Below are 12,040 nucleotides of genomic sequence, written 5' to 3' on the forward strand. Positions count from 1 at the left end.
CGGAGTAGTAGATAATGCCAAAACGTACTGACATTCAAAGTATTCTAATTCTTGGTGCTGGTCCGATTGTTATCGGTCAGGCATGTGAGTTTGACTACTCTGGCGCACAAGCGTGTAAAGCTCTTCGTGAAGAAGGCTACCGAGTTATCCTAGTTAACTCTAACCCTGCGACCATCATGACTGACCCTGAAATGGCAGATGCGACATACATCGAGCCAATCCAGTGGGAAGTTGTTCGCAAGATCATCGAGAAAGAACGCCCAGACGCGGTACTGCCAACCATGGGTGGTCAGACAGCACTTAACTGTGCGTTAGATTTAGAGAAGCACGGCGTTCTCGCAGAGTTTGGCGTAGAGATGATTGGTGCAACGGCTGATGCAATCGACAAAGCGGAAGACCGTTCTCGTTTTGATAAAGCGATGAAGTCTATCGGCCTTGAGTGTCCTCGCGCAGATACAGCGAAGAGCATGGAAGAAGCTTACAAAGTTTTAGATATGGTTGGCTTCCCTTGTATCATTCGTCCATCGTTCACCATGGGTGGCACTGGTGGTGGTATCGCGTACAACAAAGAAGAGTTCGAAGAAATCTGTCGTCGCGGTCTGGACTTATCTCCGACCAACGAACTTCTTATCGATGAGTCACTCATCGGTTGGAAAGAGTACGAAATGGAAGTCGTTCGTGACAAAGCGGACAACTGTATCATCGTATGTTCAATCGAGAACTTTGACCCAATGGGCATCCATACGGGTGACTCAATCACGGTTGCTCCAGCACAAACACTGACTGACAAAGAATACCAGCTTATGCGTAATGCATCGCTAGCCGTTCTACGTGAGATTGGTGTTGAAACAGGTGGTTCAAACGTACAGTTTGGTATCAACCCGAAAGATGGTCGTATGGTCATCATCGAGATGAACCCGCGTGTATCTCGCTCTTCTGCGCTAGCATCAAAAGCAACAGGCTTCCCAATCGCGAAAATTGCCGCGAAACTGGCTGTTGGCTTTACGCTAGACGAACTACAAAACGACATCACAGGTGGTGCAACACCTGCGTCATTTGAACCAACTATCGACTACGTCGTAACTAAGATCCCTCGCTTTAACTTCGAGAAATTTGCTGGTGCAAACGATCGTCTGACAACTCAGATGAAATCGGTTGGTGAGGTAATGGCGATTGGTCGTAACCAACAAGAATCTCTTCACAAAGCACTGCGTGGCCTAGAAGTTGGCGCAACTGGTTTTGATGAGATGGTCGATCTGGAAGCGCCAGATGCACTGACTAAGATTCGTCACGAACTTAAAGAAGCAGGTGCAGAGCGTATCTGGTACATCGCCGATGCATTCCGAGCGGGTATGTCAGTCGACGGTGTGTTCAACTTGACTCAAATCGACCGCTGGTTCCTGGTTCAAATCGAAGAAATTGTAAAACTCGAAGAACAAGTCAAGGCGGGCGGCTACGCAGGTTTGACCAAAGAAGTGCTTCGTCAGATGAAACGCAAAGGCTTCTCTGATGCTCGCTTGTCTAAATTGCTTGGTGTCGCTGAAAGTGAAATTCGCCGTGCTCGTGAGCAGTTTGATATTCATCCGGTTTACAAACGTGTGGATACATGTGCCGCAGAGTTTTCTTCTGACACGGCTTACATGTACTCATCTTACGATGAAGAATGTGAAGCAAACCCAACAGACAAAGATAAGATCATGGTTCTTGGTGGCGGTCCAAACCGTATCGGCCAAGGTATCGAATTCGATTACTGTTGTGTTCATGCATCACTTGCGCTGCGTGAAGACGGTTACGAAACCATTATGGTTAACTGTAACCCAGAAACGGTATCTACTGACTACGATACGTCTGATCGTCTGTACTTCGAGCCAGTAACTCTGGAAGATGTACTGTCTATCGCTCGCGTTGAAAAACCAAAAGGTGTGATTGTTCAGTACGGTGGTCAAACGCCACTTAAACTGGCTCGTGCTCTAGAAGCGGCTGGTGTGCCAATCATTGGTACTAGCCCAGATGCTATCGACCGTGCGGAAGATCGTGAACGCTTCCAAGCCGCTGTTGACCGTTTAGGTCTACTTCAGCCAGAAAACGCGACAGTAACAACGATGGAGCAAGCGGTTGAGAAATCGAAAGAAATTGGCTTCCCATTAGTTGTTCGTCCATCTTATGTACTCGGTGGTCGTGCGATGGAAATCGTATACGACGAGCAAGACCTGCGTCGCTACTTCAACGAAGCAGTAAGCGTATCGAACGAGTCTCCAGTTCTGCTAGACCGTTTCTTGGATGATGCAACCGAAGTTGATATTGATGCTATCTGTGACGGTGAACGCGTCGTTATCGGCGGTATCATGGAGCACATCGAACAAGCGGGTGTTCACTCTGGTGACTCTGCATGTTCACTGCCTGCATACACGCTAAGTCAGGAAATTCAAGACAAGATGCGTGAGCAAGTTGAGAAGTTAGCATTCGAACTCGGTGTGCGCGGTTTGATGAACACGCAGTTTGCTGTGAAAGATAACGACGTTTATCTAATTGAAGTGAACCCTCGTGCTGCTCGTACGGTACCATTCGTATCGAAAGCGACAGGCGCTCCTCTAGCGAAAATCGCTGCACGTGTAATGGCGGGTCAATCTCTAGAGTCACAAGGCTTTACTAAAGAGATTATCCCTCCTTACTACTCAGTGAAAGAAGTGGTTCTGCCGTTCAACAAATTCCCTGGTGTTGACCCTCTATTGGGCCCTGAAATGCGCTCAACAGGTGAAGTAATGGGTGTGGGTGCAACGTTCGCAGAAGCTTACGCGAAAGCAGAGCTAGGTTGTGGTGCGGTTTATCCTGAAGGTGGTCGTGCGCTACTGTCTGTACGTGAAGGTGATAAAGAGCGTGTTGTTGACCTAGCTTCTAAGTTAGTGAAACTGGGTTACCAGTTGGATGCGACACACGGTACAGCTGTAATTCTGGGCGAAGCGGGTATTAACCCACGATTGGTAAACAAAGTACACGAAGGTCGTCCACACATTCTTGACCGCATCAAGAACAACGAATACACCTACATCGTAAACACGGCTGCTGGTCGTCAAGCGATTGAAGATTCGAAAGTTCTACGCCGTGGTGCACTGGCAGAAAAAGTGAACTACACAACGACACTGAATGCAGCGTTCGCTACATGTATGTCTCATACTGCAGACGCAAAAGCGTCAGTAACTTCGGTTCAAGAGTTACACGCTAAAGTGAAAGCGAGTCTAGACGCGTAACAGATAAAAATCAGTAAGCTCATTAATCAGGGCTTACATGACAACCTCATTGCCCGCTCATTTGAGCGGGCTTTTTTATATCGAGGTTTTTCTAAAATGAAGAGCATTAAAGTGTGCTAGGAACGATTGGTATGCTTCGCTTTTGAAGATCATTAAGCTAATGATGGCAAGCAATGTACCCAAAGATGAAGAAATAGTACTACCATTTGCTACAACAAAATTAATGCTGTAGGACTGAGGTATTAAGCCGACCATAACTCTTTAAGCAGATAGGTAATTAGAAAAAGTTAAAATAAGCACTGTCGAGCTTAAAAACATACTAACTATGGAGTGCTTCGATAGGTTCTTTTTTCTAAGACTAAGTTATAAGTTGATTCTTCAGTATCAAGAGAGTATCCGTTACTTTTTGCAAAAACATCTGCTGCTAGTAGCGAGGGATAAAGAAGAAAAAAACTAGTTACCGATATAGTTAGGAATATCTTACTAGAGCTTTTAAACTCACTTTTAGTTAGGAAATTATTTGATTTTAATGTTTTTACGGACATTCTAGAGCATTCAAATAAGATCAAACTAGAGCCTATAATCAAAATATCAGCCTGATCAAAAGATGAATAACTTTCATTATTATAGATGTTAAGATAAAAGTCTGACAATCCATCAAAACCATATATTAACAGTGATATTGCTGATGCTAATAAAATTATTAAATAAAAAAACACTTGCGTTCGGTCGTAACTCCCTTTTTTCATCGTAACAAACCTCGCTGTATTTCTTGCGAGAAAATCATACTTTGAGTTTTACGTTGAATCTCATTATATTCTTCTTTTGCTCTTCTCTTTGCTTCTATATCTCTTTGCTTTAAGTAAATATCTATAGAGGCTATTAACTTCTGTGTTAAACCTCGTTTATCATTTTCTCTATTCAATAAAAGACCTACAGCCGAGCTTATCAAAATAGCCCCTAATAATGGGCCAGCACTTAAAGTTACAACACTGCCACCCACTGCTGCGGCAAAGTTTACAAATATAGCTGCTGCAGCTGACGATAACCCGATAGTGATTATATCACTAGCTAAAGTACCAAATAGTTTGGCTAAGGTTTGACGGTCATTGAGGAAAAAGTCAATCACTCTGTATGTGGATATTAAGATAATTGTTATTATGCCCCCACTTCTAATGGATTGTAATGCCCCTTCTGGTCCAACAGCGAACTTTGCCACAGTTGGAGTGGGAAGAAATTTTCCTAATCCAGAAAGCTTTGAGTGCATAGCAGGGGAGCCTGTGAGTATGATATGTGGAGATCCAGAATAATTTTTAACGATAACAGAGCTATTATTTCCGTACAAATAGTTTGATAAGTTGGTTATAAAAACTAAGTCCTGTCCTGTAGCATAATAGTTTGCTGTATTTTCAAACATTCCCTTTATCTTTTCCCAACGTTCTAATTTCGCTTTATCTTTTACATTGTTCTTGACAACGATATCGAAGCTCTCGATAGATAAGATAATGGTTTCTTGATTTCGATGTTGATGATTTGATTTATAAAGTGGGTAGGTGCTTATACTACCACTATTTTTTGAGGATTGATGTCGTGATAAAGGGTAGTTGCTAGTCATGTATTTTCCTCAGATATCGGGCCTTGAGAGCTGACAATGTAAACTCTACATGCTGAACAGATCTTTCATATTCGTCTAGTTTTATATTTAAAGGTAAGCGTTTGATCTCATTATCAGGAATAGATTTGTGACAGTGATTCAATTCTTTCTGACAACTAAATTTTATATAAAAGTTTGGAGTCAAGTTTAAGCATTAATTCTATGAAAATTAGGAATAGATTGGTGTCTTGACTTTCCATTGGTAGTTTTGTGAATAAGTGCTACCGTTTCTTCCTCTTTGATACCTCTTCAAAAAGGAAGTGTAGTGGAAATCACGGTTGAGATTTTGTTGGCCTTATTTTTGGTTGCGACTGCCGCAGGCTTTATTGATGCGATGGCTGGTGGGGGAGGGCTCATTACGCTCCCTGCGCTTTTGGCTGCGGGGTTGAGTCCGACTCAAGCTCTAGCAACCAATAAGTTACAAAGTTCGTTTGGCAGTTTCTCTGCTAGCTGGTATTTCGTGCGTAACGGTATTGTCAGCCTAAAGGAAATGCGTTTCGCGATACTCTGTACTTTTATTGGTGCAGCGATCGGTGCCGAGGCTGTGCAGTTTATTGATGCTAGCGTACTCACCAGTTTGATCCCTGTTCTTTTGATAGCCATTTCCCTCTATTTTTTACTCGCGCCAAGTACGAGAAAAATCGATGGAGAACCAAAGTTATCTGAAGCGATGTTTGCGCTATGCATTGGTGGCGGGATTGGCTTCTATGATGGCTTTTTTGGCCCTGGGACTGGATCTATTTTTACTGTTTGTTTTGTTGCACTAGGTCACTTTTCTTTGGTCGAAGCCACAGCTAGAACCAAAATCCTCAATTTCACGTCAAACATTGCGGCACTACTCTTTTTTATCTTAGCTGGGTTGCCAGTGTGGAAGCTTGGCTTAACTATGGCTGTTGGCGGTTTTCTTGGTGCTCAGTTAGGGGCGAAGGTCGTGGTAAGTAAAGGGCAAAAATGGATTCGTCCTCTAGTTATAGTGATGTCGATGCTTATGGCAACGAAACTTCTTTGGCAACAACATCAGCAATGGATTCTGTCAGTGCTTTAACTCGTTCGCTACGATATGTGCTGTGACGTAAGCAGATATGTATTGGTCGAACTAACTGATCTAGCTCTTCAAAGTCATAGCAGAACTTAGATGTGATATTAAGTGTCGTTAGGATAGATTTAGGGATTAAAGCGGGAGCCATACCTCCCAAAGCCAGTTGTGCTGCCGCAGTATACGAATCCATTTCCATCAAAGGTTCGATTCCGTGTTTGGATAAAATAGCTTGTTGATATGTGTTGGCAGGGTTAGTTAGGTCATTGGTCAAAATAGCTTTAGGTAGTTGTGAAAGTGAATGTCGACTGACAATTGAGAAAGGTTCATCGGCGAGGTGAAGGCTCATTAATCCATGATGAGGTGGTAGATAGCCAGCGCAAAATCCCAATGTTGCTTTGCCTGATTTCACATTCTCAATAATGCGTGGCGTATGATTGGTCGATATTCGTATGTACTGATCATGGGCAAAGTGTTCTGCCATGATCATGCTGAGGTATCCCGCCACTAAGGTTTCAGAGCAGTCCATTTTGATTAAAGAAGTATCTTCTATTTGTTGTTGATCATAGATCTGACCTCTTAACTCATTGAACGTTGGTTCTATTGTGTTTATGAGGGCAAGGCCATCGGAGGTCAGCTTTATGTGCCGACCATTTGGCTCTATCAATTTTTTTCCTAACTTCTTCTCTAGATTTGAAATACGTTTACTCACGGCAGATTGACTAATATAGAGTTGACTGCCTGTGCGGCTCATGGTTTTTTCTTTACTGAGGACAAGTAACGTTTCAATACCTTCAAGCAACATAATGATTAATGAAAGTTAGGAATGGTTGAGATAATTTAGCGAATTGCCCAAGAATTGGCGAATCAAATGAGCATAAATGAGAGGAGCCGACACTTGGTCGACTCCATAATGAGTGATGTTGTTGGTGTTTAACGGTTAATGGCGAAAGTTGGCAGGGATAGATGCCAACGAATCGCACCGAGGCGTATAATGAGCGTTGAGATTACACCAGCGAGTAAAGCCGTTGAGTGGTCATAACCCATGTTTACCGCCATCGTATGGAAGATGCCGCCAATAATACATGCCGTAGCATAGACTTCACTTCTTAATACCATAGGAACTTCGCGAGCCAGCACGTCTCGTATAATGCCACCGCCACAGCCAGTAATAACCCCCATTATCACCGCGACCATCCCGGATGCATTGTAGGCGAGTGCCTTTTCTACTCCTATTCCCACAAATACAGCGAGACCGATGGCATCACAAACGGGTAATACCCACCATGAGAGTCGCTTGGGTCTTCGAATAACAAGCATGGTTAGTAGACACGTAACAAATATCACCCATAAGTAAGTCGTATCTGTTATCCAAAATACGGGAGTGGCACCAAGCGCCATGTCTCGGATTGTTCCGCCACCTATAGCAGTCACACTGCCGAGCACGATAACGCCGAATGGATCCATTTTTAAACGGCCCGCCAGTAATACGCCAGAGATAGCGAAAACAGCGGTACCGAACAAATCGATCATATAAAGCAGCATGGAGTCCATGTTACTTAGTACCTTTAAATAGTGTGAGAAAAAATGGGCGGAAATTGTACGGTATTTGCCACGAAATCGTTAGCGTTTTTGACGAACGCTTTTAAAGTGCTCACACACTTCCTTGATCGCGTTCAATGTGCGTGGTGTGGGACGGTTAATCCAATCAGAGTTTAGGGACCAGATGTGTTTGTTTTTAAGAGCAAGAAGCTCATTACTCCACTCAGCCCACATACTATCGTTACTCATTGCGTGACGAGAAGTAAAAATAACCTCTGGCTGGCGAGTAATGACTTGCTCGATGCTAACTTGAGGATAAGGCGCGCTAGATGCGGCGAAAATGTTCTCACCACCGCAAAAAGTAAAGACTTCACTTGGCCAGTTCTTTCCGGCGACAGTGATGATAGGCTTTTCACTCAACTGATAAAAGTAACTAACTTTCTCGTTCGTGTTGTACTGTTCTTTTAGTGTACTCAGCTGCGTTCTAAAATCTTCAGCGGCCTTTTTTCCTACTTGTGGAGTTTCGCTGTATTGGCTGAGTTGCTCAATATTGTTGGCGATATCTTCTAATGAACCTGTAGTGGAGTAATAGATAGGAATACCGAACTGTTTAATTTTCTCCAACTCTTTAGCGGGGTTTCCGGCTGGCCAAGCAATCACTAAGTCCGGCTGAAGAGCAATAATACGCTCTAATTTAATTCCTTGATAATTTGAGACTCTTTCTAGCTGCTTTGCCTGTTCTGGATAATCGCTCATTTCGCTGACAGCAACAAGCTGCTCTCCTAGCCCTGCTGCAAAGGCAATTTCGGTGGCATGTGGAGCTAAACTTATAATGCGTTGAGCGGGTTGAGCGAAGGTCGCTGTCGAAACAAACAGCGTTAATGCGAAGCATAATTTATTCATCATAATCCTTGATAAATTATTCCTAAAAGCAAACTTTGGATTGCGATCCAAGCCAGGACGCGCCAAACGAGCAGCGTATGTATTTGTGAAAGGTGAATAGCCGATGGCGCAATGCGCCCACCGATTTTTGCGCGCTCTGCACGCACACCTTGATAGATAGCAGGGCCGCATAAAGACAGTTGTAGTTTGTGTCCGATAGTACATAACACCCAGCTAGGTCCTGGTAAGGGCCAAGACTTCGCTTGCTGTTGTATTCCAGAGAGCACATTACTTGTATTCTTTCCGGCAGCTAAAAGTATGGCAAAGAGACGAAGTGGAATAATATCCAGAGTAGCAACCAGTTGAATCACAGGTTTACCAAAGGGCAAATATTGGCGTCGGCTAGGGGACCACACTCGCGCTAATTCTGTTGTGAGTCGATACATTAACGCACCAATACCACCTGTTAGTGCGTACCAAAATAGCACGCCGATCACGTTGCGGCTGTATCCCATAATCAGGGTTTCTGAGCCAGCTTTACCTATGCCAACGATCGAGAGGCTACCAGTATCGCGATTAAGATATGGTCTTAGTAATGCTCGACACTGAGCTTTGTCTTCCGAAGACATACTAGTTACGAGCTGTTTCGTTAACGTTTCGCTGTTACGCCAGTCTAGCGCAATGATCAATAGAACCAGTTCATATAAAGGGATTTGCCAAACAAATGGCTTTATTGCAATCAGTAATATCAAGCAAGGAAACAGCATCAAGCCTAATGCAAGACTGCCTGAGATTACACTCTGTGAGTAATTGTGATTATTGTTCACTTTGTTGGCTAGCTGTTCTGCTAGCTTTCGCCATAAAGTGATGGGGTGCGCTGAATGGGGTAGTGGCACTAAAAGGTGCAAGATCAGTGCACCCCACATAATGAGGAGCGCACCGTTGGCATAAAATGACTGAAAAACTTCTTCCATGAATGAGTCGTTTACTTAATGAGTTCCAGCATTTTGAATACCATTTCGGAAGAGCTTTTTGCTGCTAGAGGCAGGAACTCATCAAAGCTCATTGGTGATTCTTTATCAGCGACATCAGAGATTGCACGCACAACAACAAACGGTGTGTTGAATTGGTGACAAGTTTGAGCGATAGCAGATGCTTCCATTTCTACAGCGATAACTGACGGGAAGTGTTTACGAATAAACTCTTGACGCTCAGCAGTACAAACAAACGCATCGCCAGTACAAATTAGGCCGCGAACCGCATGAGTGTTTTCCATTTGTGCTAGGGCTTTTTCTGCTAAGTCCATTAGCTTGTCATCCGCTTTGAATGCAGCTGGTTGACCGGCCATTTGGCCAATTTCATAACCAAAAGCGGTTACGTCTGCATCGTGATGACGAACTTCTGTAGAGATAACTACATCGCCAAGGTTTAAGCTTGAATCGAAACCGCCAGCAGACCCTGTGTTAATCACAACGTCTGGTTGGTATTCATCAAGAAGGATTGTCGTGCCCACTGCCGCTGCAACTTTACCGATGCCCGATTGTAGTACGACGACTTCAACATCGTTAATTTGACCAGAGAAAAACGTACAACCTGCTTTATTTACAGTTTTGCAGTTTGTAATTGCTTGCTTCAGGATGGTCACTTCTTGTTCCATCGCACCGATGATACCAACTTTCATAACACTCTCTTTAGGTAAATATTTTAGTTGGCCGAGAGTATAGCACTCCCCGTTGGCAGTTTTCTATTTGATGAGCTTAGCTTGAGTGAGCTTTTCTCGTAATTGATCGGCGCGCTTTCTGTTTACGCCAAAGTCAGAGTAGCCCACACGAGATTCCGAGCGCACAATCAGTTGGTCTCCTGCTATTTTTAGTTCGAGGTCATCCACGAAGCGCATGATTTTAGATGTGCACTCGATACGAAGGTAGTTGCTTTCTTTCACCGCGGTTTTCGCGCCTGGCAGTTCAAGCGCAACTTGCTCAATAGCGTCGATGTTCACTGAATCAACTAAGATGAATGGCGTTAGGTTGTATTTTTCTCGCGAGTCTTGGGTGGAGACGCAGTTTGGTTTGTCACCACAAGGTGATTGAGAACGATCCGTCATGGTTGTGACTCCTTGGCTACAAGCGGTTAAGCCGAGCAAAGTAATGGAAAGGAGAGCGGCTTTTTTCATTGTATTTACTCTTATAATTTGCTTCTAATTATATGGATACAAAAGAAAAAGGATCCAATAATAGGACCCTTTTTGTGAGGTTAACTGAGATTAAACTTCGAGGTAATCGAGAATGCCTTCTGCCGCTTTTCGTCCTTCATCAATTGCGGTTACGACAAGATCAGAACCTCGTACCGCATCACCACCGGCGAAGATCTTTTCATTGCTGGTCTGGAACTGGAACTCTTGCTTCGCTGGGGCTTTGATACGACCCCATTGATCCAAATCGACATCAAACGGTGCTAACCAGTCCATTTTGTGCGGCTGGAAACCAAACGCCATGATAACAACGTCTGCTGGTAGAACGTGCTCGCTGCCTTCAACGGGCTCTGGACGTCGGCGACCTGCTTCATCAGGTTCACCAAGTGCGGTTTTCACCACTTTGACCCCCGAGACTTTGCCTGACGCATCCACTTCCACTCCCAAAGGCTGAAGGTTGAACATGAACTTCACGCCTTCTTCCTTTGCGTTTTTTACCTCGCGACGAGAGCCTGGCATGTTGGCCTCATCACGACGATAAGCACAAACTACGTTGGAGGCACCTTGGCGAATTGAGGTACGAACGCAGTCCATTGCTGTATCACCACCACCCAGTACGACGACTTTCTTTCCTGCCATATCGATAAAGGGTTGGTTACTCTCAAGATCCATGACTTTGTAGGTGTTCGAAACTAAAAATGGCAGCGCGTCATACACACCCGGCGCATCTTCATTATCTAGACCTGCACGCATGTATTTATAGGTGCCAACGCCCAAGAAAACAGCATCGTATTCATCAAGCAGCTCTTGCATTTGGACATCTTTGCCTACTTCCATGTTCATGCGGAACTCGACGCCCATTTCAGTGAACACACGGCGGCGGTTTTCCATCACGCCTTTTTCAAGCTTGAAGGAAGGAATACCGAAGGTCAGAAGGCCTCCAATTTCAGGGTAGCGGTCAAACACGACTGGCTTAACGCCATTGCGCACTAGGATATCCGCGGCAGCCAAGCCAGCTGGGCCAGCTCCAATGATTGCAACCTTTTTATCGGTCCACTCCACCTTGGACATATCTGGCTTCCAGCCCATTTCAAACGCTTTGTCGGTAATGTACTTTTCTATGTTACCGATGGTGACGGCACCAAAGTCATCATTAAGCGTGCATGAACCTTCACATAGGCGGTCTTGAGGACAAACGCGCCCACATACTTCCGGTAGGCTATTGGTTTGATGCGATAGTTCAACCGCTTCAAGAATACGACCTTCATTGGCAAGTTTTAACCATTGAGGGATGTAGTTGTGGACTGGGCATTTCCATTCACAATATGGGTTGCCACAATCTAAGCAGCGATCCGCTTGTGCAGTCGCCTGTTGTTTAGTGAACGGTTCATAGATTTCAACGAACTCGATCTTACGAACTTTGATAGGCTTTTTCGCAGGATCTACACGCTGCACATCGATAAATTGATAAACGTTCTGGCTCATGA

At 44.3% G+C, this 12,040-nt stretch carries 11 protein-coding genes; 2 read left to right on the plus strand and 9 right to left on the minus strand.

Annotated elements, in window-relative coordinates; genetic code table 11:
• The first annotated feature begins 14 nt into the window (after positions 1 to 14).
• Entirely contained in the window at positions 15 to 3,248 is a 3,234-nt protein-coding gene (gene carB, locus R8N49_RS11905; RefSeq protein ID WP_005381854.1) for a carbamoyl-phosphate synthase large subunit, read from the plus strand.
• 323 nt (positions 3,249 to 3,571) lie between these two features.
• On the opposite strand, the gene R8N49_RS11910 is transcribed toward carB, so the two are convergent.
• Positions 3,572 to 3,997: a hypothetical protein gene (locus R8N49_RS11910; protein WP_017633621.1), complete on the minus strand. Its 426-nt coding sequence runs from the start codon at positions 3,995 to 3,997 to the stop codon at positions 3,572 to 3,574.
• Positions 3,994 to 4,863, minus strand: coding sequence for a hypothetical protein (locus tag R8N49_RS11915; protein WP_065274179.1), 870 nt, complete (start codon positions 4,861 to 4,863; stop codon positions 3,994 to 3,996). The genes R8N49_RS11910 and R8N49_RS11915 overlap by 4 nt, the downstream gene beginning before the upstream one ends.
• Before the next feature lie 304 nt (positions 4,864 to 5,167).
• Between R8N49_RS11915 and R8N49_RS11920 the strand changes: the two genes are divergently transcribed.
• Entirely contained in the window at positions 5,168 to 5,947 is a 780-nt protein-coding gene (locus R8N49_RS11920; RefSeq protein ID WP_017821480.1) for a TSUP family transporter, read from the plus strand.
• On the opposite strand, the gene R8N49_RS11925 is transcribed toward R8N49_RS11920, so the two are convergent.
• The 7 genes from R8N49_RS11925 to R8N49_RS11955 form a co-directional block, all read right to left on the minus strand.
• The gene (locus R8N49_RS11925) at positions 5,889 to 6,743 is read right to left on the minus strand and encodes a LysR family transcriptional regulator (RefSeq protein ID WP_213869785.1); all 855 of its coding nucleotides are present in this window, start codon (positions 6,741 to 6,743) and stop codon (positions 5,889 to 5,891) included. The genes R8N49_RS11920 and R8N49_RS11925 overlap by 59 nt on opposite strands.
• Before the next feature lie 128 nt (positions 6,744 to 6,871).
• Complete coding sequence (locus R8N49_RS11930; RefSeq protein ID WP_005387377.1) at positions 6,872 to 7,492, minus strand: TRIC cation channel family protein; 621 nt, start codon at positions 7,490 to 7,492, stop codon at positions 6,872 to 6,874.
• 69 nt (positions 7,493 to 7,561) lie between these two features.
• Positions 7,562 to 8,383 carry a vitamin B12 ABC transporter substrate-binding protein BtuF gene (gene btuF / locus R8N49_RS11935; protein ID WP_065274181.1) on the minus strand — a complete coding sequence of 274 codons (822 nt, stop codon included), beginning with the start codon at positions 8,381 to 8,383 and terminating at the stop codon, positions 7,562 to 7,564.
• Positions 8,383 to 9,336, minus strand: coding sequence for a cobalamin biosynthesis family protein (locus tag R8N49_RS11940; RefSeq protein WP_065274182.1), 954 nt, complete (start codon positions 9,334 to 9,336; stop codon positions 8,383 to 8,385). The genes btuF and R8N49_RS11940 overlap by 1 nt, the downstream gene beginning before the upstream one ends.
• A gap of 11 nt (positions 9,337 to 9,347) precedes the next feature.
• Positions 9,348 to 10,043 (minus strand): 5'-methylthioadenosine/S-adenosylhomocysteine nucleosidase, encoded by a 696-nt coding sequence (gene mtnN, locus R8N49_RS11945; RefSeq protein ID WP_005381837.1) that lies wholly within the window; start codon positions 10,041 to 10,043, stop codon positions 9,348 to 9,350.
• Between the two features lie 63 nt (positions 10,044 to 10,106).
• The gene (locus tag R8N49_RS11950; RefSeq protein ID WP_065274183.1) at positions 10,107 to 10,535 is read right to left on the minus strand and encodes a DUF1499 domain-containing protein; all 429 of its coding nucleotides are present in this window, start codon (positions 10,533 to 10,535) and stop codon (positions 10,107 to 10,109) included.
• Positions 10,536 to 10,625: 90 nt separating this feature from the next.
• A complete protein-coding gene (locus tag R8N49_RS11955; protein WP_005381833.1) occupies positions 10,626 to 12,038 on the minus strand; it encodes an FAD-dependent oxidoreductase in 1,413 nt (470 codons plus the stop codon).
• Positions 12,039 to 12,040 lie beyond the last annotated feature (2 nt).

This window comes from Vibrio sp. 1978, assembly GCF_033344345.1.

Bases quoted from the DNA above. Each gene is read 5' to 3' on its own strand.
- carB (WP_005381854.1), top strand. From the start codon at position 15: ATGCCAAAACGTACTGACATTCAAAGTATTCTAATTCTTGGTGCTGGT.
- R8N49_RS11910 (WP_017633621.1), bottom strand. From the start codon at position 3,997: ATGAAAAAAGGGAGTTACGACCGAACGCAAGTGTTTTTTTATTTAATA.
- R8N49_RS11915 (WP_065274179.1), bottom strand. From the start codon at position 4,863: ATGACTAGCAACTACCCTTTATCACGACATCAATCCTCAAAAAATAGT.
- R8N49_RS11925 (WP_213869785.1), bottom strand. From the start codon at position 6,743: ATGTTGCTTGAAGGTATTGAAACGTTACTTGTCCTCAGTAAAGAAAAA.
- R8N49_RS11930 (WP_005387377.1), bottom strand. From the start codon at position 7,492: ATGGACTCCATGCTGCTTTATATGATCGATTTGTTCGGTACCGCTGTT.
- btuF (WP_065274181.1), bottom strand. From the start codon at position 8,383: ATGAATAAATTATGCTTCGCATTAACGCTGTTTGTTTCGACAGCGACC.
- R8N49_RS11940 (WP_065274182.1), bottom strand. From the start codon at position 9,336: ATGGAAGAAGTTTTTCAGTCATTTTATGCCAACGGTGCGCTCCTCATT.
- mtnN (WP_005381837.1), bottom strand. From the start codon at position 10,043: ATGAAAGTTGGTATCATCGGTGCGATGGAACAAGAAGTGACCATCCTG.
- R8N49_RS11950 (WP_065274183.1), bottom strand. From the start codon at position 10,535: ATGAAAAAAGCCGCTCTCCTTTCCATTACTTTGCTCGGCTTAACCGCT.
- R8N49_RS11955 (WP_005381833.1), bottom strand. From the start codon at position 12,038: ATGAGCCAGAACGTTTATCAATTTATCGATGTGCAGCGTGTAGATCCT.